Annotated in this window: 20 protein-coding genes; 9 read left to right on the plus strand and 11 right to left on the minus strand. The window is 69.7% G+C overall.

All coding sequences use genetic code 11. The annotated features are described in order from the left end of the window. Nucleotides 1-3 precede the first annotated feature (3 nt). Nucleotides 4-1,164 (minus strand): aspartyl/asparaginyl beta-hydroxylase domain-containing protein, encoded by a 1,161-nt coding sequence (locus ACK4TT_RS05205; protein ID WP_409636423.1) that lies wholly within the window; start codon nt 1,162-1,164, stop codon nt 4-6. Between the two features lie 164 nt (nt 1,165-1,328). Here ACK4TT_RS05205 and ACK4TT_RS05210 point away from each other — a divergent pair, with 164 nt between their 5' ends. Both ACK4TT_RS05210 and ACK4TT_RS05215 read left to right on the plus strand, forming a co-directional pair. Next, nucleotides 1,329-1,739 (plus strand): TIGR01244 family sulfur transferase, encoded by a 411-nt coding sequence (locus tag ACK4TT_RS05210; RefSeq protein WP_409636428.1) that lies wholly within the window; start codon nt 1,329-1,331, stop codon nt 1,737-1,739. Next, entirely contained in the window at nt 1,736-2,632 is an 897-nt protein-coding gene (locus ACK4TT_RS05215; protein WP_409636431.1) for an MBL fold metallo-hydrolase, read from the plus strand. The genes ACK4TT_RS05210 and ACK4TT_RS05215 overlap by 4 nt, the downstream gene beginning before the upstream one ends. Here ACK4TT_RS05215 and ACK4TT_RS05220 read toward each other — a convergent pair. From ACK4TT_RS05220 to pdxH, 7 genes are all read right to left on the minus strand, one after another. Then, nucleotides 2,617-3,153 carry a GNAT family N-acetyltransferase gene (locus tag ACK4TT_RS05220; RefSeq protein WP_409636434.1) on the minus strand — a complete coding sequence of 179 codons (537 nt, stop codon included), beginning with the start codon at nt 3,151-3,153 and terminating at the stop codon, nt 2,617-2,619. The two genes, ACK4TT_RS05215 and ACK4TT_RS05220, sit on opposite strands and share 16 nt — an antisense overlap. A 31-nt stretch (nt 3,154-3,184) precedes the next feature. Further along, entirely contained in the window at nt 3,185-4,150 is a 966-nt protein-coding gene (locus tag ACK4TT_RS05225) for an alpha/beta hydrolase (protein WP_409636437.1), read from the minus strand. Continuing rightward, on the minus strand, nt 4,131-6,350 hold the full coding sequence (locus tag ACK4TT_RS05230; RefSeq protein WP_410212577.1) for a TonB-dependent receptor: 2,220 nt from the start codon (nt 6,348-6,350) through the stop codon (nt 4,131-4,133). Before ACK4TT_RS05230 ends, ACK4TT_RS05225 begins: the two co-directional genes overlap by 20 nt. 49 nt (nt 6,351-6,399) lie before the next feature. Further along, nucleotides 6,400-7,485: a helix-turn-helix domain-containing protein gene (locus ACK4TT_RS05235; protein ID WP_409636442.1), complete on the minus strand. Its 1,086-nt coding sequence runs from the start codon at nt 7,483-7,485 to the stop codon at nt 6,400-6,402. A gap of 20 nt (nt 7,486-7,505) precedes the next feature. After that, a complete protein-coding gene (locus ACK4TT_RS05240; protein ID WP_410212578.1) occupies nt 7,506-9,152 on the minus strand; it encodes a long-chain-fatty-acid--CoA ligase in 1,647 nt (548 codons plus the stop codon). 76 nt (nt 9,153-9,228) lie between these two features. Next, entirely contained in the window at nt 9,229-10,710 is a 1,482-nt protein-coding gene (locus ACK4TT_RS05245) for an AAA family ATPase (RefSeq protein ID WP_409636447.1), read from the minus strand. Further along, a complete protein-coding gene (gene pdxH / locus ACK4TT_RS05250) occupies nt 10,707-11,372 on the minus strand; it encodes a pyridoxamine 5'-phosphate oxidase (protein ID WP_409636450.1) in 666 nt (221 codons plus the stop codon). The genes ACK4TT_RS05245 and pdxH overlap by 4 nt, the downstream gene beginning before the upstream one ends. Nucleotides 11,373-11,472: 100 nt before the next feature. Here pdxH and ACK4TT_RS05255 point away from each other — a divergent pair, with 100 nt between their 5' ends. The 3 genes from ACK4TT_RS05255 to ACK4TT_RS05265 all read left to right on the plus strand — a co-directional run bounded on the left by ACK4TT_RS05255 (nt 11,473) and on the right by ACK4TT_RS05265 (nt 13,984). Further along, the gene (locus ACK4TT_RS05255; RefSeq protein WP_409636453.1) at nt 11,473-12,147 is read left to right on the plus strand and encodes a DnaJ C-terminal domain-containing protein; all 675 of its coding nucleotides are present in this window, start codon (nt 11,473-11,475) and stop codon (nt 12,145-12,147) included. A 47-nt stretch (nt 12,148-12,194) separates the two neighbouring features. After that, nucleotides 12,195-13,316, plus strand: a complete 1,122-nt coding sequence (aroC, locus tag ACK4TT_RS05260) for a chorismate synthase (RefSeq protein ID WP_410212579.1) — start codon at nt 12,195-12,197, stop codon at nt 13,314-13,316. Nucleotides 13,317-13,492: 176 nt separating this feature from the next. Then, nucleotides 13,493-13,984, plus strand: coding sequence for a response regulator (locus ACK4TT_RS05265; protein ID WP_409636459.1), 492 nt, complete (start codon nt 13,493-13,495; stop codon nt 13,982-13,984). A gap of 3 nt (nt 13,985-13,987) precedes the next feature. Here the strand turns inward: ACK4TT_RS05265 and ACK4TT_RS05270 are convergent, their stop codons facing one another. The 3 genes from ACK4TT_RS05270 to queC are packed head-to-tail and all read right to left on the minus strand — an operon-like array spanning nt 13,988 to nt 15,745. Further along, on the minus strand, nt 13,988-14,362 hold the full coding sequence (locus ACK4TT_RS05270; protein WP_409636462.1) for a 6-pyruvoyl trahydropterin synthase family protein: 375 nt from the start codon (nt 14,360-14,362) through the stop codon (nt 13,988-13,990). Nucleotides 14,363-14,393: 31 nt separating this feature from the next. Beyond that, nucleotides 14,394-15,026, minus strand: coding sequence for a 7-carboxy-7-deazaguanine synthase (queE, locus tag ACK4TT_RS05275; RefSeq protein ID WP_410212580.1), 633 nt, complete (start codon nt 15,024-15,026; stop codon nt 14,394-14,396). Then, on the minus strand, nt 15,023-15,745 hold the full coding sequence (gene queC / locus ACK4TT_RS05280; RefSeq protein WP_409636468.1) for a 7-cyano-7-deazaguanine synthase QueC: 723 nt from the start codon (nt 15,743-15,745) through the stop codon (nt 15,023-15,025). Before queC ends, queE begins: the two co-directional genes overlap by 4 nt. Before the next feature lie 253 nt (nt 15,746-15,998). Between queC and ACK4TT_RS05285 the strand changes: the two genes are divergently transcribed. The 4 genes from ACK4TT_RS05285 to ACK4TT_RS05300 all read left to right on the plus strand — a co-directional run bounded on the left by ACK4TT_RS05285 (nt 15,999) and on the right by ACK4TT_RS05300 (nt 23,423). Beyond that, nucleotides 15,999-18,836: a TonB-dependent receptor gene (locus ACK4TT_RS05285; protein WP_409636471.1), complete on the plus strand. Its 2,838-nt coding sequence runs from the start codon at nt 15,999-16,001 to the stop codon at nt 18,834-18,836. Between the two features lie 365 nt (nt 18,837-19,201). After that, complete coding sequence (locus ACK4TT_RS05290) at nt 19,202-21,688, plus strand: TonB-dependent receptor (protein WP_409636474.1); 2,487 nt, start codon at nt 19,202-19,204, stop codon at nt 21,686-21,688. Nucleotides 21,689-21,840: 152 nt separating this feature from the next. Further along, complete coding sequence (locus ACK4TT_RS05295) at nt 21,841-22,947, plus strand: response regulator (RefSeq protein WP_410212581.1); 1,107 nt, start codon at nt 21,841-21,843, stop codon at nt 22,945-22,947. A 68-nt stretch (nt 22,948-23,015) separates the two neighbouring features. Then, the gene (locus tag ACK4TT_RS05300; RefSeq protein WP_410212582.1) at nt 23,016-23,423 is read left to right on the plus strand and encodes a hypothetical protein; all 408 of its coding nucleotides are present in this window, start codon (nt 23,016-23,018) and stop codon (nt 23,421-23,423) included.

Raw genomic sequence — 23,423 nt, forward strand, 5'->3', positions numbered from 1 at the left:
ATTTCAGCCGGCGTAGAACCGGTTGCGGGCCAGCATAAGTTCCTTGACGAGTTCGCGCTCGCCCGGTTCGAGGAACGGATTCCAGACGTCGAAGATCAGGATCACCCGCAATTCGTCGGCGTCGTTCCAGGCTTCGTGCTCGATGGTGTCGTCGAATACCCAGGCTTCACCCATCCGCCACGGACGCGTCTCGTTTCCGACACGGAAGCGGGCGGGCCCCGGCAGGATCAGCGGCAGGTGGGTCAGCAGCCGCGTGTTGGTGGATCCGGTGTGCGGCGGGATGCGGGTATGGGCGTCCAGGGCCGAGAACATGGCCGTCGGCGCGAACTCCGGTTGGTGCGCCATCGGCAGGCCCTCCAGCAGCGCCGCCGTCCTCGGGCAGCTCTCACACACCGCGTCCTGGCGCTCACCGTCCTTCCAGAGGAAGAGCGAGCTCCAGCGCGGAGAGTGGTTCAGCTCCTCGAACTGGTTGGCCGGCACGTCGGGAGGAAACGCGATGTAAGGCGCGAAATCGCCCATCCGGCCCGCCAGCACGCCCTGGAGTTCTTCCTGGATGACCGGCGTCGCGGCTTCCAGCTCCGGCAGCCAGGGGAACAGCTCGCGCGGATAGAAGGGAACCGCGGGAAGCCTGGGATAGTGCAGCAGCAGCGGCTCGTGGTTGTAGACCCGCTTGCGGCCCGCGTAGATCCCCACCGCCTCGTCGAACCGCGCCGTCGCCAGCTCGGAGCCGGCCGGGCCGACCGACGCCACGGCCTGGCGCAGATAGGCCTCAAGGGCCTCCTGGGTGCGGGCGACCACCTCGCGGGCGCGGGCCACCGGCGCCCGGAGCGGGGGCGGAAGCTGGGCGTCGTCGGGCGCGAGCCTGAGCGCGTTCTGATAGACCCGGGCGGCGATGCGCTCGCCCTCGGTCTTCTCGACCAGCGCGCCCTTCGAGAGCAGGGCCAGGAAGTTGTAGGGGTCGAGCGCCAGGGCCTCGTCCAGGGCGGCGATTGCGGCGGGGAAGGCGCCGGCCATCCGGTGCGCCAGCGCCCGCTGCATCTTGACGTTCGGGTCGTGCGGGCTCGCCTGCTCGGCCTGGCCGATGGCGGCGAGCGCGGCTGCGGTGTCGCCCCGCCGCAGGGCCGCGGCGGCGTCCGCCAGGAATTGCTCGGAGGAGGTCTGCAAGGAAGTCGCCATCGGCTGTGAATCAAAGAGATGGCGTGGCGCGAACCGTCGCCCTTGGAATTGAAGCTCGTCAAAGTCGGCGCCCGACGCCGGCGAGCGTTGCGAAACTTCCACCCGCCCCCGATGATGTCAACGAAGGGCCAACCCTTAGACCGAAGAGCGTCATGACCGATTTCCGCCGCGTCACCGAGGACCTGTCCGTCAGCCCGCAGATCGCCGTCGAGGACGTCGCGGAAGCGGCTCGTCAGGGCTTCCGCACGATCATCAACAACCGGCCCGACGGCGAGGCGCCGGACCAGCCGCCGAGCCGGGAGTTCGAGGCCGCCGCCCAGGCTGCTGGCCTGGCCTATTTCCACGTGCCCGTGGTCGGCGGCCCGACGCCCCAGCAGGTGGAGACCGTCGCCCGGATCGTGGATGACGCCGCCAAGCCGGTGCTGGCCTTCTGCCGCTCGGGCACCCGTTCGATCGTTATCTGGTCGCTGGGTCAGGCCGCCTCGGGCGCGCGCGGCCGCGACGAGCTGGTGAAGCTGGGCCGCGACGCCGGCTACGACCTTTCGGGCGTGCTGGGCGGATGATCCCCTACGTCCGGGACATCGCCTTCGAATACGGCCGCTGCGACCAGGTCTCGCCGCTGATCCGGCGGGTGATCGCCAACAATCCGGGCCCGTTCACCTTCACCGGCACCGGCACCTATATCGTCGGCCGCGGCGAGGTGGCGGTGATCGACCCCGGCCCCGACGACCCGGCCCACCTGGAGGCGATCCTGGCGGCGATCCCCGGGGAGCGGGTGAGCCACATCCTGGTCACCCACCACCACTCCGACCACTCGCCGCTGGCCGGCGCGCTGAAGGCGCGGACCGGCGCGGTGGTCGTCGGCTGCGCGGTCGCCTCGCCCGACGTCGAGGACGATGGGGAGGACGACGGCCCGAAGATGGAGGCCGGCCACGACGCCGACTTCCGGCCCGACGTCAGCGTCTGCGGCGGCGGCAGGGTCGAGGGCCCCGGCTGGACGGTGGAGGCGATCCCCACGCCCGGCCACACCTCCAACCACATCTGCTACGCGCTCGCCGAGGAGAACTGCCTCTTCTCCGGCGACCACATCATGGGCTGGTCCACGACGGTCATCACGCCGCCGGACGGAGACATGACCGCCTACCTCAGGAGCCTCGACGTCATCCAGGCGCGGGGATTCTCGACCCTGTGGCCCACCCACGGGCCGCCGATCCGCGAGGTCGGGCCTTTCATCGACGCCTACCGCGCCCACCGCCAGGAGCGGATCGACCAGATCCTGACAGCGCTGAAGGCCGGGCCGGGCCGCATCGCCGACCTCGTCCCCCGGCTCTACGCCGACGTGGACCAGAGGCTCTGGCCCGCCGCCTCGCGCTCGATGCTCGCGGCGATGATCCACCTGGAGCGCCACGGGAAGGTCGTGGGCGAAGGCCCCGAGGGGGTCTACCGGCTGGCCTGAAGGGGTTTCTCCAGGACCTCGAAATAGAAGCCCTCGCGGGTGGGCTCGCCGAAGCGCGGGTCGCCATAGGGGAACGGCTTGGTCTCCCCCGTCTTCGCGTAACCGCGCCGCCCGTACCAGGCGATCAGCGCTTCCCGCGGATGCAGCACCGACATCCGCATCCGCCGGGCCCCGCGCGCCGCCGCATAGGTTTCCGCCGCCTCCAGGATGGCCCGGCCCAGGCCCGCGTCCTGCCGGTCGGGGCTCACGGTGAGCATGGAGAGATACCAGGCTCCCTCGTCGCCGGCGTCCAGCCGGACATGGCCCACGTGGTCGCCCGTCGCGTCGCGGGCGATCAGCAGCACGGCGCCCGGCTGGGCGAGGTCCTCGGCCAGCAGCGAGGCGTCGATCCGCTGGCCGCCCACCAGGGATTCCACCTTCCAGTCGGTCTGTCCCTCGGCTTGGCGGTAGGCGCGGTTGGTCAGGGCGATGACGGCCGCGTGGTCGGCCTCGGTGGCGGGGTGCAGGCGGATCGGGTCCATGCCCCGCCAAAGACAGGGCCTTCCGAAGCCGTCAAGGCCCCGCGAGCTCCCGTATCCGCCGGCCGATCCCGGCGATGACCGCAGCCCCCTTGGAGATGCGCCCGGCGAACAGGACGAAGGCGTGGATCGTACCATCCACGCAGACGTGCTCCACAGGGACGCCGGCCGCCGCCAGTCGCGCGGCGTAGGCTGCGCCCTCGTCGCGCAGGGGATCGAGCCCCGCCGTGACGATCAGCGTGGGCGGCAAGCGCGCCAGCACGTCCTCGGCCGCGAGGATCGGCGAGGCGCCTGGCTCCTCCCCGGCCGCGGGACCGGGCAGGTACTCGGCCTCGGCGTTGCGGATGTCGGCCTCGCGCAGGAAGAAGCGTCCGTCGCCGAGCGCGGCCCGGGACGGGAAGTCCGTATGAGCGCTCGCGCTGATCACCGGATAGACCAGCACTTGCAGGGCCAGCGGAACGCCCGCCCGCTGGCAGAGCGCGGCGGCGAGGTTGCCCCCCGCGCTGTCGCCCGTGACCGCGATCCGGGCCGGATCGGCGCCCAGCACCCCGGCCTCCCTCGCCGCCCAGGCCAGGGCGGCTTCGCAGTCCTCGAGGGCGGCGGGATACCTGTGCTCGGGAGCGCGACGGTAATGGACATCCACGACCACGCAGCCGCCCGCCGCGCAGTAGGCCCGGCACACCCGCTCGTAGCCCTCGGGATCGCCGATCGCCCAGCCGCCGCCGTGGATGTGCAGGACAAGCGGCGGCGGCGAGCCCGCTGGCTCGGCGGGCCAGTAGATGCGCACGGGAACCGGGCCGGCCGGGCCCGGAACCTCGCGATCCCCGATGCGGGCGACGGGCGACGGGGCCGGGCCGTAGGCGAGCGCCATCCGGCGCAGCATGGCCCGGCGGTCCTCGACGGTCGGCTCGGCCGGGACGTCGGCGAAGTCGGTGACCATGGCCGCCAGCAGCGCCGCAGTCTCGGCGTCCGGCGCCGGATCAGAACCGGTAGCGGACATTGACCGAATAGGTGCGCGGGGCGCCGTAGTAGCCGAGCTGGACGCCGGGCGAGTCCGTCAGGTCGAAGCCGTGCTCGCGGTAGCGCTCGTCGGTGAGGTTGCGGCCCGAGAGGATCACGCTCCAGGGGCCGCCCGGCTGCGACCAGACCACCGAGGCGTCGAGCAGCGCGTAGCCCTCCTGGGCCAGCACCTCGCTGCTGGAGACCGTGAGATAGGTCTTGGAGCGGTGGCTCACCCCGCCGTTGAAGGTCAGCTCGCCGGCCTCGCCCAGGTCCACCTCATAGCTGGCCGACAGCCGGCCCGACCACTTGGGCGCGTTCACCAGATGGCGCTGGTCGCTGATGTCGACGCCGCCGTCGATGTATTCGTCATACTCGCTGTGCAGGTAGGCGCCGTTGGCCTCGATGCGGAACCGGGGCGTCACCACCGCCGTCAACTCGGTCTCCAGGCCGTACATGTTGGCCCGGCCGGCGTTGTCGAACACGGCCACGAAGTCGCCCGTCTGCGGGTCGGCGGCGAACCGGCTGAGCTGCAGGTTCTTGTAGTCCTGGTAGAAGGCCGCGAGGTTCAGGCGCACCCGGCGGTCGGCCAGCTCGGTCTTCAGCCCGGCCTCGTAGCTCCACATGGTCTCGGGATCGAAGGACTGGGCCGAGACCGAGTTGCGGCCGTTGAAGCCGCCGCTCTTGAAGCCCTTGGCCACGCTGACATAGGTCAGCACGTCGTCCGAGACTTGGTAGTTGAACGCCGCCTTGGGCGTGAAGGAGGACCAGTCCTCCTTGGCCTCGAAGCCCGTCACATTGTACCCGGCGCCGGTCCCGAACAGGCGCTCCATGTCCTCGGCGCTCGGCGCCACGGCGGGATCGAAGTATTCGCCGCGGTTGTCGGTCCACTTCTCCTCGTAGGTGTAGCGGGCGCCGACCGTCACGCTGGCCCGGTCGGTCAGCTTGTAGTCGAGCTGGGCGTAGGCCGCCGCGCTGGTGTTCTCCGCCTTCCGCAGGCCCGCCGTGTTGGCCGGGAACGGGAAGTAGATCGGCCCCGGCAGGATGACGAAGAAGTCCGGCCCCACGAGGCCCGAGAACGTCTCGTCGTTCTCCTTGAAGTAGAAGAGGCCGGCCACCGCCGACAGCCGCTCGCCCTTGTAGAGGACCTGCAGCTCCTGGCTCGTCTGGTCCTGGTCCTCGAAGTCGTAGATGCCGAAGGACCCGTCGGGCGAGGAGTCGAGGTCGAGATGGGTGCGGTACTCCATCTCCCGGTAGGCGGTGATCGACTTGAAGGTGAAGGGGCCGCGGTCGTACTGCAGCGTCAGGGCCGCGCCGCGGGTCTTGAGGCGCTCGAGGTCGTTGTAGGTCGCCTCCACCCGATCGGGGTCGGCGATCACGGGGCGCAGGCCGCCGGTGTTCACCGAATAGATCGGCGTCTCGCGGTGCGGCGTGCGGGACGCATCCGGGCTGTTCTTCGAGGCGTCGAGCGTCAGGTAGGCCGAGAAGTCCGAGGTGGGCTGGAAGAGCAGGCTGACCCGCCCGGCGATGGTGTCCTTGTCGCCGTCGTCCTCGCCGGTCAGCAGGTTCTTCGTGTAGCCGTCGCGCCGGGAGGCGGCGAAGGCGACCTTGCCCAGCAGCACGTCCGAGGCGATCGGGCCGCCGAGCACGGCCTTGAAGCTGCGGCTGTCGTAGTTGCCCAAGGTGGCGTCGAGATAGCCCTCGACCGCGTCCGTCGGCCGGGCGCTGGTGAACTTCAGGGCGCCGCCGATGGTGTTGCGGCCGTAGAGGGTGCCCTGAGGCCCGCGCAGCACCTCGATCTGCTGGGGGTCGATGACGTCCAGGAACGAGCCCTGCACCCGGCCCATGTAGACGTCGTCGAGATAGACGCCCACGCCGGGATCATTGAACGAGATCGAGTCGATCTGACCGACGCCGCGGATGTAGACGACGGCGTTCGAGGCGTCGCCCACGTGCAGCGAGAGGTTCGGGACGTGCGACTGGAGGTCGCCCACCGTCTCGACCTGGTCCTCGTAGAGGCTCTTGGCGCCGAAGGCGCTGACGGCGGCGGGGACGTCCTGGAGGTTCTCGGCCTGCCGCCGCGCGGTGACCGTCAGTTCCTCCACCTGCGTGGCGCCGTCCTGCGCCCGGACGTCGGTCGCCCCGATGAGCAGCGCCAGCGCCGAGGCGCCGCCGGCGAGCGCGCATTTGCCGTATCCCATGCCGTTTCCCCCTGTCGCCGACTGCGCGGCGCTACATGCTTGGGAGGCATTAGACCGCGTGCGGATCGCCTTGCCGACGACCGGACGGCTCATCTTGCGGGGAACAATTTCGCTCACGCCAGCCGCGGGGCGTCACGCCGTTCCAGCTCTTGAAGGCGCGCGTGAAGCTGCGGCAGTCCGAGAAGCCCAGCGCCTCGGCCACGTCGCCCACGCGGGCGCCTGCCGCCAGTCGGTCGCGGGCGCTCGCGTTGAGCACCTCGTGCCGGAGGCTGCGGAAGGAGGCGCCGTCCGCGGCCAGGCGCCGGCGCAGGGTGGCCACGCTGACGCCGAGCCGGCGGGCGACCACGGGCTGGTCCTGGAAACCGTCGGCCAGGGCCTCGCGGGCCCGGCGGAGGATATCCGAGGCGGCCGGCGCAGGCCCCGCCTGCCCCGCCTCGATCAGCGCCACGAGGCGATTGTGGACCGCGTGGTCCGGCGGCAGGCCGTAGCCTTCGCTGAGCGGCCGTGTCGCGATCGCCGCGTCGTAGGTCAGCCCGAAGCCGGCCGCGCCATAGGTCACGGGAACGTCCCACAGCGAAAGCGGCGTCGCCTCGCGCGGCGCCGGCCGGCGCGTGTGCGCCCGCCGCAGCATCGGCGTCAGGTCCTCGCCCGCGAGCGTGCAGAAGGTGGCGTGCAGGAACAGCAGCACGCCCTCCAGGCAGAGCTGGATGTAGGTTTCGGACGACTGGGCGTAGGGAAAGGCCGCGTCGTCCACGAAATAGACCAGGGCCCGGCCGTGACGCTCGACCCGGTTGTAGTCGCCGCCGTGCAGCAGGTTGTAGGCCTGGGCGATGCGCTCCATCCCGTCGGCCAGGGTGGCGGTTCGCGCGGCGTCGGAGATGACGAAATCCGAGGTGCCGGTCACCAGCGGCCGGGCCGAGAGATAGAGGGTCTCTTCCCGGGAGGCCTGCTTCATGGCCCGCCAGAAGCGGAAGTAGTCGGTGAGCGGGATCATGGCGCCGGGATCGGCCGCCGCCCGTTCGGGCGACAGGCCGAACCGGGCCAGCACGTCTCCCGCCCCGGTGTCCTCGGCGAGGCTCAGCAGCGGCTGGAGGTCGGCCAGCGGGACCTCCAAGGCGCTCCGCTTCAGAGGCATCGGAAGCGCCCCCCCGCGCCTCAGGCCGTCTCGGCCGCCCTGGCCGTCGGCAGGACGTAGTCCTTCATGCGCTCGCGGATCAGCTTCTTGTCGATCTTGCCCGTGGCCCCCAGCGGGATGTCGTCGACAAAGACCACGTCGTCGGGCGTCCACCACTTGGCGATCTTGCCTTCCAGGAACTTCAGGTACTCGTCCTTGGTGGCGGTCTCGCCGTCCTTCAGCTTGACCAGCAGCACCGGCCGCTCGTCCCACTTGGGGTGCAGCGCGCCGATCACGGCGGCCAGCGCCGTCTTCGGATGGCCGACCGCGATGTTCTCGATTTCGATGGAGCTGATCCACTCGCCGCCGGACTTGATCACGTCCTTCGCGCGGTCGGTGATCTGCATGTAGCCCTGGTCGTCGATGGTGGCGACGTCGCCGGTGTCGAAGAAGCCCTCCTCGTCCAGGATCTCGCCGCCGTCGCCCCGGAAGTACTGCCCGACGACGAACGGGCCCCTGACCATCAGCCGGCCGAAAGTGGTCCCGTCGTGGGGCAGGCGCTGGCCGGCGTCGTTGACCAGCTTCATCTCCATGCAGACGGGCGGGCGGCCCTGCTTGAGCTTGTACCTGATCTGCTCCTCGGGCGGCAGTTCGGCGGTCACGGCGTTCATCGACGACACGGTGCCCAGCGGCGACATCTCGGTCATGCCCCAGCCGTGCATGACGTCCACGCCGAACTCGTCCTGGAAGGCGCGCACGATGGCCTCGGGCACGGCCGAGCCGCCGATCATCACCCGCTTCAGGGTGGTGACCTGACCCTTGGTCTCGCGCAGGTGGGCCAGCAGCATCTGCCACACCGTCGGCACGGCGGCCGAGAACGTCACGCCCTCGGTCTCGATCAGCTCGTGCACCGAGGCGCCGTCGAGCTTGGCGCCCGGCATGACCATCTTGGCGCCCACCGCGGGGCACGAGAACGCCAGGCCCCAGGCGTTGGCGTGGAACATCGGCACCACCGGCAGCACCACATCCCGGGCCGACAGGCCCAGCACGTCGACGCTCATGGTGACCAGGGTGTGCAGGAAGTTCGAGCGGTGGCTGTAGAGCACGCCCTTCGGATTGCCCGTGGTGCCCGAGGTGTAGCAGAGGCCCGCCGGCGTATCCTCGGGGAAGCCGCCCCATTCGCAGTCGGCCGAGTTCTGCTCGACGAGGTCCTCGAAGCAGAGCGCGCCGGGGAAATCGACGCCCTTCATGCCCTCGCGGTCGGTCAGGACCACGACATGCTTCACCGTCGGCATCTTCGCCCGGTTCTGAAGGAGCACCGGCAGGAAGGTCAGGTCGGTGAAGACAACCTTATCCTCGGCGTGGTTGACGATGTAGCAGAGCTGCTCGGCGAATAGGCGCGGGTTCAGGGTGTGGCAGACGGCCCCGATCCCCATGATCCCGTACCAGGCTTCCATGTGGCGGCCGGTGTTCCAGGCCAGCGTTGCGACCCTGTCGCCCTGCTGGACGCCCATGGCCTTCAGGGCGTTCGAGAGGCGCTTCGCCCGCTCATGCAGGCGGGTGTAGGTCGTACGCACGATGGGCCCCTCGACCGAGCGGCTCACGATTTCCCGGTCGCCATGCCAGTTCCGGGCGTGGTCAATGATCTTGTCGACCGTGAGCGGCCAGCCCTGCATCAGGCCCAACATCTGCGCGTCTCCCAACTTAACGCTTGTTAGTTGGATTTACGCTTAGAGAGCCGCCGCGGATTAGGCAACGCGCGCTTCAGCCGCGCCGTTCAAGCCAGGCCTCAGCGGCGGGCGGAACCGGCCCGGCGACGTCCACCTTCGGCCAGGAGACGCCCAGGTCGCCGCGGGCGAGCTGCCCGCGCAGGACGTCCAGGCCGGCGTCCGAGGCGTCGCCGCTGCGCGCGGCGACCCGCGCCTCCAGCACCTCGGCCGGGGCGTGCAGCCAGGCCGGACGGAAGGGAACGCCGCACTCGGCCGCCAGCGCCTCGGCCCGGGTCCGCAGGCCCGCGTCGATGAAGCTCGCGTCCAGCACCACCGCCCGGCCCGCCTTCAGCAGGGCCCGGGCGTTGGCCAGCATCTCGTCGTAGGTCCGGGCCATGGCGTCCGGGGCGTAGGCCGCCTCCGGCGCGGGATCGGTGGGCGCGATCCCCAGCAGGCGCTTGCGCACCTCGTCGGTCCTCAGGATCACCGCGCCCGGCGAAGCGCCGAGCTCCGGCGCGACAGCCCGCGCGAAGGTCGACTTGCCCGAACCTGACAGGCCGCCCACCGCCGCCAGCACGGGCGGCGCCGGCGACAGGTGGGCGATGGCCGCCTCCACATAGGCGCCGGCGACCTCGGCCTTGCCGCTGTGCGCCTCGACGTGGGCGCGGACCGCCGCGCGGGTGGCCAGCATCAGCGGCAGGGCCGCCGTTCCCTCCCAGATCTCGGGCGGGAAACCGCGCGCCGCCTCGTCCAGATAGGCCGACATGGCGCGCACGGCCGCGTCCCGGCGGCCGCGGAACGCCAGGTCCATGAGCAGGAAGGCCAGGTCGTACTGCACGTCCAGGTCGGAAAGCAGGTCGCTGAACTCGATGCAGTCGAAGAGAACCGGCCGCCCCTCCTCCAGGAGGATGTTGCCCAGGTGCAGGTCGCCGTGGCAGCGGCGCGCGAAGCCCCTCGCCGAGCGGTGGGCCAGGAGCGGCGCCTGGCGCTCCAGCTCCGCCTCGGTCGCCGCGATCAGGGTCTCGATCCGCGCCTGATCGAGCTCAGGGATGGCGCGCAGGATCTGGGCGTTGGAGCCGATGGTCCAGGACAGCGCCGTCAGGCCGCCGGCCGGGCGCAGCGGGGCCTGGGCGTGGAAGTCGGCGATGGAGCGCCCCAGGCGCTCGGCCAGATCGCCGTCTACGACCTCGGGGCGGGCCGATAGCACCGCCGTCTCGTCGAAGCGGCGCATCTCCAGCAGGTGGTCGACCGCCTCGCCCGCCCCGTCGATCGCCAGCGATCCGTCCGCCTCGCGGGTGATCCGGCGCACCGCCCGGTAGATGTCCGGGGCGGCCGGGCGGTTGAACTCCAGTTCGCGCTCAAGCGCCCACAGGCGCCGCTCGGGCGTGGAGAAGTCGGCGTAGCCCAGGTCGGCGTGCCGCTTGACCTTCAGAGCCACCGGGCCCCGCAGGAAGACGTGGGCGCAGGCGGTGTCGATCTGGCGCTCGCTGGACGGGGCGAGCCAGGCCACGATCTCGGCCTCGGAGGCGTCGTTCAAGGATAGAGCCTGCGCGTCGTCCAGCCGTCACCGGCGCGCGCGAAGACCAGCCGCTCGTGCAGGCGGAAGGGCCGGTCGCGCCAGAATTCGATGACCTGCGGCGCCACGCGGAAGCCCGACCAATGCGGGGGACGCGGCACCTTGCCCAGGCCAAAGCGCAGGCCCACGTCGGCGATCCGCTTCTCCAGCGCCAGCCGGTCGGGCAGCGGCTGGGACTGCTCCGAGGCCCAGGCCCCGATCTGGCTGGCCCGGGCCCGGGTGGCGAAATAGGCGTCCGCCTCCTCGTCGGTGACGCGGCTCACGGTCCCGCGCACGCGCACCTGCCGGCGCAGGGACTTCCAATGGAACAGCAGCGCCGCCTGGGGATTGGCCGCGAGCTGCCGGCCCTTGGCGCTGCCCAGGTTGGTGTAGAAGACGAAGCCGCGTTCATCGACGTCCTTCAGCAGGACCATGCGGACGTCCGGCATGCCGCCCTCGTCGGCGGTGGCGACCGCCACGGCGTTGGCGTCGTTGGGCTCGCGCTCCACCGCCTCTGACAGCCATTCCCGGAACAGCGCGAACGGATCGGCCTCGCTGAGCAGCGGCGGCGGCTCGGCGGCGGAGACCTGCCGGACGTAGTCGTCCTCGGATGGAGACGGGGGGATCAGGGTCTTGTCGCTCACGCCCGCCCCTATACGCGCAGCGCGCGCGTCCCGCGAGGCTTAACCGCCCGTTGACCGTGTCCGGGCCACGTTGGACGGCATGGCGCGGCCCCGCCCAGAGATGACGCTTAAGACCGCCCGCGAGGTGCTGGGGGTCAGCTCGCTCTCGACGCCCGCCGAGGTTCGCCGCGCCTTCCGCGAGGCCGCCAAGCACGCCCATCCCGACGGCGGCGGGGATGACGGCGCCTTCCGCCAGGTCGTCGAGGCCTATCGCCGCTTGCGCAACCCGATCGAGGACGGCCTCGCGCCGCCGCCGGCGCGGACCGCCCAGCCGACGCCCGATCCGCGCCTGGCCATTCCGCCGATCACCGCCCTGCTGGGCGGGGTGGCCGAGCACCGCCTCCCCGACGGACGCACGCTGCGCATCACCCTGCCCGCGGGCCTGCGCTGCGGGGACAAGGTCCGCGCCGGCGGCTGCAAGCTGGAGGTCTATGTGAAGACCGACGCCGGCGTTCTGGTGCGCGGCCACGACCTCTGGATGACCGTCCACCTGCCGCCCGCAACGCTGAGGAAGGGCGGCCGCGTCACCCTGGACACCCCCCTGGGCAAACGCGTCGTCTGGATCACCCGCAAGGCCGCCGAGCGGGGCCTGGTGCGCCTGGAGGGCCAGGGCCTGCCAGCGCGCGGACGCCACCCGCGCGGACATCTGTTCATCCGCCTCGCCCAGACGGCCGGGACGGCCGACAGCGCCGCCCTCTCCCTCCTCCGCCGCTTCGCGGCGGCGTGGGCCGCCTGACCGGCGGCTTGGTGATCGGCCAGGATCGGGGCTAGAGAGGCCGCGCCATGTCGCACAACACCTTCGGCCACCTGTTCCGCGTCACCACCTGGGGCGAAAGCCACGGGCCGGCGCTGGGGTGCGTGGTCGACGGCTGCCCCCCCGGCGTGCCCCTGACCGAGGCCGACATCCAGCCCTGGCTCGACCGCCGCCGGCCCGGCCAGGGCAAGTTCGTGACCCAGCGCCAGGAGCCGGACGCGGTGCGCATCCTATCGGGCGTCTTCCAGGACGACAGGACCGCCGGCCAGGTCACTACCGGTACGCCCATCTCGCTGATGATCGAGAACACCGACCAGCGCAGCCGGGACTATTCCGAGATCGCCACGTCGTTCCGGCCGGGCCACGCCGACTACGCCTATTTCGCCAAGTACGGCGTGCGGGACTACCGGGGCGGCGGCCGGGCCTCGGCGCGAGAGACCGCCGCGCGGGTGGCGGCCGGCGCCATCGCCCGCAAGCTGCTGGACGGCGTGACCATCCGGGGCGCGGTCGTGCAGATCGGCCCGCACGCGGTGGACCCCGAGCGCCTCGACTGGTCCGTGACCGGCGACAATCCTTTCTGGGCGCCCGATCCCGGGATCGTGCCGGTCTGGGAAAAACATCTGGAGCAGGTGCGCAAGGCCGGCTCCTCCACCGGGGCGGTCGTGGCCGTCGAGGCGCTGGGCGTGCCCGCCGGCTGGGGCGCGCCCCTCTACGGCAAGCTGGACGCCGAGCTGGCCGCCGCGCTGATGTCCATCAACGCCGCCAAGGGCGTGGAGATCGGCGCGGGCTTCGCCTCGGCCGCGCTCTCGGGCGAGGAGAACGCCGACGAGATGCGGATGGGGAACGACGGGCCGATGTTCCTCTCCAACAAGGCCGGCGGCGTGCTGGGCGGAATCTCCACCGGCCAGCCGGTGACCGCGCGGGTGGCGTTCAAGCCCACCTCTTCCATCCTCACGCCGCGAAGCAGCCTGAACGAGGCTGGCGAGGAGATCGAGCTGCGCACCAAGGGCCGCCACGATCCGTGCGTGGGCATCCGGGCCGTGCCCGTGGTGGAGGCCATGGTCGCCTGCGTGCTGGCCGACGCCTGGCTGCGCCACCGGGCCCAGATAGGCGGCGGCGCCTTCCGGCCCGGTGTTTCAAGTCGGTCGTGAACACGACGGATACAACAGTATCTACGTGACGATTTTTCACTGAACTCAGCCACTTAGGCGTGTGGCTCAACTGCAACGCCATTGACCGACGTTACATCCAACTTCTATTCAGCGCGCGCCGTCGCCCCGCCAGCGGGTTACGCGGCTTCGCCTGAAGGGGGAATACCGGTCAAGCGGTGCGGTACGATCTGCTCAAGATCCTGCTCGTCGACGACAACCACCACATGCGGGTGCTGTTGGCGGAGATTCTGCGCGCGCTCGGCGTGAAGGATATCTTCGAGGCGAACGACGGGGCCGAAGGCCTCCAGATGATGCGCAACCACGCCATCGACATCGTCATGACCGACCTGTCGATGCAGCCCTTGGACGGCATCGACTTCGTGCGCCTGCTGCGCAACTCGCCCGACAGCCCGAACCAGCTTTGCCCGGTGATCATGATCACGGGCCATTCGACCTTCGCCCGGGTGAACGAGGCCCGCGACGCCGGCGTCAACGAATTCCTGGCCAAGCCGCTGACCGCCCGGGGTGTCGTGGAGCGCATCCACCAGGTCGTGGAGAACGCGCGGCCCTTCGTGCGCACGGCCGACTACTTCGGCCCCGACCGCCGCCGCCGCGCCGACCCCGACTACAAGGGCCCCTGGCGGCGCTCGACCGACCCGAAGGACTAGGTTCTAGGCCACCGCCATCGCGCAGCTCTCGCCGATGGTCGGCCGAGACACGACGATGCGCGACAGGCCCGGGAACTTCGGCTTCAGCCGCTCGGCGAAATAGAGGCAAAGGTGCTCGAGCGTCGGGCGCTCCAGGCCCGGCTTCTCGTTGAGCAGGCCGTGGTCCAGCTCGGCCGCCACGCCCTTCAGCGCGCTCTCCAGGTCGGCGAGGTCGGCGACCCAACCCACCGGCTCCTGGGTCTGGCCGCGGACGGTGGCTTCCACCTTGAACGAGTGGCCGTGCAGGTTCGTGTAGGGCCGGTGCGCCGGTCCCTCGGCGAGGTAATGGGCCGCGTCGAAGGTCGCGGCCTTGGTGATCTCGAAGACGGGTTGGCTCATGGAATATGGGTCTGGCCGCCGGGCGGAAGCCTCAGGCGATGCCGAGGTATTTGTGGGTCTGGACGCTTAAACGCCAGCGGGGGTGGGCGAGGCAATAGGCGATTGCGGCCTCGGTGTTCGCCGCGCGGTCGGGGCCGTCCATCGGCTGCAGCAGGAAACGCTCGAAATCGAGCCCCTCGAACCGCTCCGGCGGCGCCTTGGCCTGGGGATAGACCAGCTTCAGCTCCTGGCCGTGCGTCTGGACCACGGGCGCGTCGGCCTTGGGGCTGACGCAGATCCAGTCGATCCCGTCCGGGACCGGCAGTGTTCCGTTGGTCTCCAGCGCGATCGAGAAGCCGCGGAGGTGCAGGGCGTCGATCAGCGCGACGTCCACCTGGAGAAGCGGCTCGCCGCCGGTGAGCACCACCAGGCGGTCGTCCGGCCCGCCCTTCCACCGGGCTTCTACGGCGCCCGCCAGCGCCTCGGCGTCGGCGAAACGCCCGCCGCCCGAACCGTCCATGCCCACGAAGTCGGTGTCGCAGAACGTGCAGACCGCGTCCGCCCGGTCCTCCTCGCGGCCGGACCACAGGTTGCAGCCGGCGAAGCGGCAGAACACCGCCGGCCGACCCGCCTGGCCGCCCTCGCCCTGGAGGGTGAGGAAGATCTCCTTGACCGCGTAGCTCATGCCGCCAGTTCCGGACGGCCTCCCGCCGCCCACTCGTTCCAGCCCTTCGCCCGCAGCTCGCAGGCCGGGCAGGTCCCGCAGCCATGGCCCCAGGCGTGCAGTTCGCCGCGCTCGCCGCGATAGCAGGTGTGGCTCTCCTCGACGGTCAGCGCCACCAGCGCCTCGCCGCCCAGCCGCTTGGCGAGCGCCCAGGTCTCGGCCTTGGTTAGGCGCATCAGGGGCGTCTCGATGCGGAAATCCTGGGCCATGCCGAGGTTCAGCGCCCGCTCCATGGCGTCGATCGCCTCGCGCCGGCAGTCGGGATAGCCGGAGAAGTCCGTCTCGCACATGCCGCCCGCCAGGACGGGGATTCCCCGGCGGTCGGCCAGGGCGGCGGCGTAGGTCAGGAAGACGAGGTTGCGGCCGGGGACATAGGTGGAGGGCAGGCCCTTGCCGGTGATCTCGAAGGCCCGCTCCTCGGTCATCGCCGTCCCGCCGATGGCGCCAAAGCCCCGCATCTCCAGCATGTGGTCCTCGCCCAGGCGGGCGGCCCAGCGGGGAAATTCCGCCGCCAGCCGGGCGCGCACGGCCTGGCGGGCCTCCAGCTCCACGGCGTGCCGCTGACCATAGTCGAAGCCCACGGTCTCCACCCGCGCGTAACGGTCGAGCGCCCACGCCAGGCAGACGGTCGAATCCTGCCCGCCCGAGAACAAGACCAGTGCTGCGCCGCCGTCGCTCATCGGCCCTCATATGGGCCGGAAGGCCTTCCAGGGGAAGCGACGTTACGGAAGCCGCGTTGTCCCCGGCGCCACAGTGCGAGGCAACCTTCGCCCTTCCTCCACGTCACGCGCCCGCGTTCGTTGACACAGGCGTCATGCAGAGCGAGCCTCTTGCTAGCTGTTGGGGGACGCGCCGCTCTCCCCGCGGCGCGCCTTTCGCGGCGTAATTCGGTGAGGAGGGCCGGAAGAGCCCCCCGCCCTGGGAGGAACATGAATGTTGAAGACTGCGAATCTTCGCGGCCTGTTGGCTGCTGGCGTCTCCGTCGGCGTGATCGCGGCGTTTGCGACGCCCGCGTCGGCGCAGACCGGCGGCAACGTCATCGAGGAACTGGTCGTCACGGCCCAGAAGAAGGAGGAAGCCCTCCAGGACGTGCCGATCGCCGTTTCGGCCTTCGACCAGAACGCCCTCGAGAAGTCCAAGATCGACGGCGGCCCGAACCTGGTCCTCGCCGTGCCGAACGTGAACTTCTCCAAGGCGAACTTCACCGGCAGCTATAACTTCCAGATCCGGGGCATCGGCTCGAAGCTGGTGGCCGCCTCCGGTGACGCCGGCACGGGCATCCACCTGAACAACGCCCCGCTGATCGCGAACAACCTGTTCGAGACCGAATTCTACGACATGGAGCGCGTCGAAGTGCTCCGGGGTCCGCAGGGCACCCTCTACGGCCGCAACGCCACCGGCGGCGTGGTCAACCTGCTGACCGCCAAGCCGGTCGACACCTTCCAGGCCAACGCCCGCGCCGAATACGGCAACTACAACTCGGTCAAGCTGCGCGGCATGCTGAACGTGCCGCTGGGCGACATGTTCGCCGTGCGCCTGGCCGGCAACTACCTGAAGCGCGACGGCTACGGCGAGAACATCGTCACCGGCAACGACGCCGACGACCGTGACCTGTGGGCCGGCCGGGCGACCATCTCGTTCTCGCCCTCGGAGCGGTTCCGCTCCTGGCTGCTGCTCGACCACTTCGAGGAGCACGACAACCGCTCGCGCATCGGCAAGCAGTTCTGCACCAAGGACCCGGGCCCGGCGAGCATCGGCGGCGTCGCCTATTCGGCGATCCCCCCGGTCGGCCAGATCCAGCGCGGCCTGTTCAGCCAGGGCTGCCTGCCCACCTCGCTCTATGACGCCAGCGCCATGGGCACGGTGAACTCGCAGGGCACCCTGGGCGGCCTGTTCGGCGCCCTGGGCGGCTTCCAGACCGGCGACGCCTACGCCGGCAAGATGCAGTCGTCGGATCCGCGGGACATCGAGTCGCTCTTCGACCCGATCTACAAGTCGAAGACGGACATCGCCGAGTTCAACGCCGAGTTCGACGTCACCGACAACCTGACCCTGAACTGGCTGTCGGCCGTGACCGAATACAAGGTCTTCACCCGCCAGGACTACAACCGCTACCTGCCGTCATCGACGTTCAACGCGACGCCGAACCCGGTGAACGCCTTCGCGGGCGTCCCGGGCTACGCCACGGTCATCTATCCGAGCCTGTTCCCTGGCGGCGTGATCAACGACCCGCAGAACGGCCCGCAGAACCGGTTCACGACCACGGACATCTCGTCGTCCTACGCCGAGCAGTGGAGCCACGAGCTTCGGCTGCAGTCGAGCTTCGACGGGCCGTGGAACTTCAACGTCGGCGGCATGCTCACGAAGTACGAGTCGACCGGCGACTACTTCGTGATGTTCAACACCGGCACCGGCTACTACCAGATCCGGAACCTGCTGTTCGCGGGCAACCCGAACTGCACCTCCGGCGCCGCCTGCGTGGCCATCGACCCCAAAGCCGACCCGGACCGTTCGGGCCACAACTACTACGACAGCTACGGCCCCTATAAGCTGGTGTCCTATGCCGCCTTCGGCGAGCTCTACTACCAGATGACCGAGAGCCTGAAGTGGACCCTCGGCCTGCGCTACACCGTCGACGACAAGGAAGTGCAGTCGCACACGACCTCGCTGGGCGTGCCCGGTTCCGGCCCGATCCCGAACCGCACCCTGAAGGTGAAGTTCAAGGAGCCCACCGGCCGCTTCGGCTTCGACTGGAAGCCGGACCTGGGCTTCACCAACGACACGCTGATCTACGCCTTCTACGCCCGCGGCTATAAGGCCGGCGGCGTGAACCCGGCGTTCAGCCCCGGCGTCGGCGTGGTGCCGGTGTCGCCGACCTTCGAGCCGGAGTTCATCAACTCCTACGAGATCGGCACGAAGAACACGCTTCTCGACGGCACCCTGCAGGTCAACGCCTCGGCGTTCTTCTATGACTACAAGGGCTACCAGGTCTCGAAGATCGTCAACCGGACCTCGGTCAACGAGAACATCGACGCCGAGGTCAAGGGCGTGGAGTTCGAGTCGATCTGGCAACCGCTCGACGGCCTGCGCCTGAACGCCTCGGTCGGCTGGCTCGACAGCAAGCTGAAGAACGCCAGCTCGATCGACACCTTCAACCGCACCGCCGGCAACCCGAACCTGATCGTGGTGAAGTCGGACACCGCGTCGAACTGCGTGGTCACCCTGGCCAATGCGCAGGCGGCCCTGGCGTTCTCGAACTCCGCCGCCAACACCAACGGACCGTTCAGCCTGCTGGGCCTCTGCACGCCGGTCAGCAACGCCGGGGCCGGGACCAACATCCTGAACTCGGGCGCCATCGCCGCGGGCACCAACGTCTACGGCGGCCTGGTGTCGGAAGGCGTGGTGCAGGACCTGGACGGCAACGAACTCCCGAACGCGCCGCACTGGACGGTGTCGCTGGGCGCCCAGTACACGATGAACTTCGGCGACTGGGACGCCACCCTGCGGGGGGACTACTACCACCAGACCAAGACGTTCGGCCGGATCTACAACTCCCCGGCCGACCGCATCAAAGGCTGGGACAACGTCAACCTGACGCTGACCGTCGCCAATCCCGACAAGGGCATCGAGGTCGGCGCCTTCGTGAAGAACGCCACGGACGAGACGGCGATCACGGACTTCTACCTGACCGACGACTCCTCGGGCCTGTTCCGCAACGGCTTCTACACCGAGCCGCGGACCTACGGCGTGTGGATCTCGAAGAGCTTCTAAGCCGCTTCGACGATCGGACGACAATCTGGGGCGGCGGAGCGATCCGCCGCTCCCTTCTTTTGCGCGATCGCGTCAAAATTTGAGATTCGGGTACGAGTGACGCAGGCGCCTTCCCTCGGGGAATCCTTATCCGCCAAGCGTTCACTGACCATCGTTCAGTTTTGTGCAGCGGATTTGAAAGTGCGGTACTTTCGCCACAACTGCCGAAAAGCGTCGCTGAAACCGGCCGAGTTATCGCCGTACAGTTGACCTCGCCGGGACCTCCGCCCGACGTTCCGCCCCTTCGGGCGCCTCCCCGCGCCCGTTCCAACAATGTGCAACACATGTGGCCGGCGGGCTCCCGCACGGCCGCGGGAGGACATGTCATGTCGCGTTACGCCGTTCCGGCGCGGACCCTGCTCGTCGCAGGCGTCTCCGCCCTCACCCTCGCCGCCGCCGCACCGGCGTTCGCTCAGGAAGCCGCCCCGCAAGGCGCCCTGCTGGACGAGCTGGTGATCACCGCCGAGAAACGCGAGCAGTCGCTGCAGGACGTGCCGGTGGCCGTCTCGGCCTTCACCTCGGAACGGCGCGACATCGCCGGCATCACCGGCATCCAGGACTTCGTGAACTTCACGCCCGGCATGAACTATTCGGGCACCGACCGGGTCAGCCTGCGCGGCGCGGGCCGCAACACGTTCTACATCGGCAACGACCCGGGCGTGGCGTCCTACTCGGATGGCTTCTACTCGGCCTCCTCGTCCGAGCTGTTCAAGACCCCGCTGTTCATCGAGCGCACCGAGATCCTGCGCGGGCCCCAGGGCACGCTGTACGGGCGCAACGCCATCGGCGGCGCCATCAACCAGGTCTCCAAGCGCCCGTCGCACGAGTTCGGCGGCGAGATCCGGGCCCTCTACGGCAACTACGACCGCTACCGCCTGGAAGGCGCCGTGTCGCTGCCGGTGGCCGACAACCTGCGCTTCAAGATCGGCGCGAGCCACGAGGACCAGTCGAAGGGCTTCATCAAGAACATCGGCCCGGCCAACGACGGCGCCACCATCAAGCGCGACTACTATGAAGCGCAGATGGAGTTCGAGCCGACCGACAAGCTCAGCGTCTACGTCCGCTACAACCGCTCGGTCTGGGACGACACCACCGGCGTGGGCGATCGCCTGGCCAACCTGACGACGCCCTATGACACGACGCGCGTGTTCGGCCCGATCGGCCAACTCCAGGTCAATCCGCAGTTCGGCTACACGACCGCCAATCCGGGCGTTTCCGACCCGTACGTGATGAACACCAACACGGACGGCTACGGCCAACTGCGCGGCAACCACGTCGCCACCACGACCATCACCTACGACCTGGGCTTCGCCGAACTGAAGTACATCGGCGGCTTCCAGAAATATAATTATCAAACGGGCGGCGACTACGATAACACCAGCCGCACCGCGCCGATCACCGGAATCCTGGCGGTCCCGTACTATCCGACCCAGACGACCGACTTCGACGAGCACAAGTGGTACTACTCGAACGAGGTCAACCTGACCTCGAGCGGCGATGGCCCGTTCCGCTGGATCCTGGGCGCCTACCAGTACCATGAGAAGTACCGTCAACGGATCCAGCTGGCGAACCCGAACCAGGCCCAGCTCGCCCAACCGCTCACGCTGACCGGCGCCCTCGCCGCCCCGAACCCGAACCGCAACTTCGCCGACAGCCAGGCGGCGTTGAAGTCCAAGGCCTGGGCCGTGTTCGGCCAGGGGACCTATGAGTTCAACGAGCAGTTCGCCCTGACCGCCGGCCTCCGTTACACGAAGGACAAGAAGTCGGGGAACGAGTTCCAGCGCCTGGTCATCCAGTCGCCGATCGCGCTCCTGGCGAACGGCCTCTACGCCTTCGACGTGTCGAGCGACATGGACCCCGCCACCCCGGGCGTCCAGAACTACCGCTCGATGTCCGACAGCTGGGACGCCGTCACCGGCGTGCTCAACCTGGACTGGACGCCCGACGCGGATACGCTCGGCTATGCCAAGTACAGCCGCGGCTACAAGTCGGGCGGCTTCCTGCTGGGCACGCTCGCGCCCGATCCCCAGGCCGACCAGGAGCAGGTCGACGCCTTCGAGGTGGGCCTGAAGAAGACCTTCGCGGGCCGACTGCAGGTGAACGCCGCGGCGTTCTACAACGACTACAAGGACCTGCAGCTCAACCTGTCGCAGCTCAACGCGGCGGGCACGTCGGCCTCGAACAACTTCGTCAACGTGAACGCCGAAGCCTACGGCCTGGAGCTGGAAGCCATCTGGCGGCCGATCGACAACCTCGACCTGTCGGCCAGCTACGGCTACCTGCACACCGAGATCACGTCGGGCTGCTGCTTCTATGATCCGGCCGATCCGGGCGCCCTGGACCCCAGGGCCACGCCGCAGGGCGGCAGCGCCACCTCGAACGGCGCGCCGCTGGTGTTCCAGACGCTGAAGGGCTCGCAGCTCTACCAGTCGCCGAAGCACAAGTTCGCCGGCAACGCGAACTACACCTTCGACTTCGACGCGGGCTCGCTGATCCTGTCGGCGACCTACACCTGGACGGACAAGACCTACTACCAGCCGTTCAAGAGCGAAGCGAACCGCGTGAAGGCCTATGACGTGACCGACCTGCGGGTGCTGTGGAACGACGGCGAGGACCGCTACACGGTGATCGGCTTCGTGAAGAACGTCTTCGACAACAAGGGCTTCACGTCCAATGGGTCGACGACGCCGACAGCGATCTACGACAGCCCGCCGAACCCGCAGGCCGGCGCGCTCACCCAGACCCGCACGGCGATCACCCGGGGCCTGATCCAGCCGCGCACCTACGGCGTGGAGCTGCAGTACCGCTTCTAGTTACTGGCGCGTTTCCTCCCTAGCGCCACTTGAGGGCGGCGGGTCACCCGATCCCGCCGCCCTTTCTTTTTTCTGCGACTAGAAGTTGCGCTGTTTAACCTCTGCGCAAGCGCTCCCGGCCAATATGGCCGCTTCCGGTTTCCGCAAGCCGCATGGCGTCCATGCCCCTGCCCGAGTTCTTCTTCGACCGCGTGACGGCCGACATCCGGCAGGAGATGGAGGGCGTCCTCGCGCTCGTCGACCGGCTCACCAACCGACGGCTGGGCCCCGAAGCCCAGGCGTGCGTCGACGGCATCGCCGAGGCGGCGAAGGGGGTGCGCCGCCTGCTGGACAGCGCCGCCGACCTGAAGACCGTGGCCGTGGACGGCCTGACCCTGCGGCCGGAGCCCCTGCGCCTTCGCGATCTCGCCGATGAGGTCCAGGCGCGGTGGCAGGCCAAGGCGGCCGCGGCCGCCTTCACGCTACTGGTCTCCTACGACGGCGATCCCGAGGCCGCCGCCATGGGCGACCGCGCCCGCCTCCTGCAAACCTTCGACGGCCTCATCGCCGAGGCTCTGGGCTCGGGCGGCCGCGGGGCCGTCGAGGCGGGCCTCAAGGTGGCCGCGACGGCTTCTGGCGTGTCGCTGGAAGGGCGCGTGCGGGGCGCGCCGGACGGCGGCTGGGGCGCCGAGGACGGCGACGCGCGCCTCAGGGCCATCGAGGCGCGCCTCGGCCTCAAGGTCGCCGTGGGGGCCATGCTGGGCCGCCGCATCGTCGAGGCCATGGGCGGCGAGGTGCGCCGGGAGACGACGCCGGGCGCTTCCGAGACGCTGGTCTTTCGGGTCGAACTGCCGGCCGTCGCGCCGCGCGAAGGCGTCTCGCACGACATCGCCCCCAGGCCAGCGCACGTCCTGGTCGTGGATGACAACGCCACAAACCGCATGGTCGCCCAGTCGCTGGTCGAGATGTTCGACTGCACCTGCGAGGCGGCCGAGGACGGCGCGGAGGCGGTGGAGGCGGCCCGCAGCGGACGCTTCGACCTGATCCTCATGGACATCCGCATGCCGCGCATGGACGGCGTGGCTGCGACGCGGGCCATCCGCGCCCTCCCCGGCCGCGCCGCGACCACGCCGATCATCGCGTTGACGGCCAACGCCGATCCCGACGAGGCCGAGGCTTACCTTGCGGCGGGCATGAACGGCGTCGTGGAGAAGCCGATGAAGCCAGAGCACCTTCTGGAGGCGCTGAAGCGGGCCCTGCGCGAGGCCGAGACGGCCTGATCAGGCGCGGGCGGTTACATCTTGCGCGGGAGGAGCTAAGGACGGCCCCTGCAGCCGAGGATGCCCAGATGACCCAGGACGACGCCGGAGACGCGGACGACGGCGGCGGTTTCGACGTCGACGACTGGTCCCGCCTGAGGCCCTTCACCGGGGCCGTGGCCTCGCTGGACGACGTGCAGGCGCGCCGGGCGGTGTTCGCCCTGGCCGACACGACCGACCCTCGGCCTCTGGACATGGAGCTGCCGCAGCCGCTGATCTGGTGGGACGACGACGGCGAGCAGGCGGCGGTGGCCGTCCAGGCCGAGGTCCACATCGGCCCGGACGGCGAGAGGATGGAGGTGCTGGGCCTCATCCTGCCTGACGGCGGGTCGGCCGTAGCCCTGCTGGACGACGTTGACCTGGTGGACGACAGCGATCCCACCTGGCGCGAGCTCGTCGCGGGCGCGGTCGACCCCGCCGCCGGCGAGGAAGGCTAG

Source organism: Phenylobacterium sp., assembly GCF_046463815.1.
Classification (GTDB): Bacteria; Pseudomonadota; Alphaproteobacteria; order Caulobacterales; family Caulobacteraceae; genus Phenylobacterium.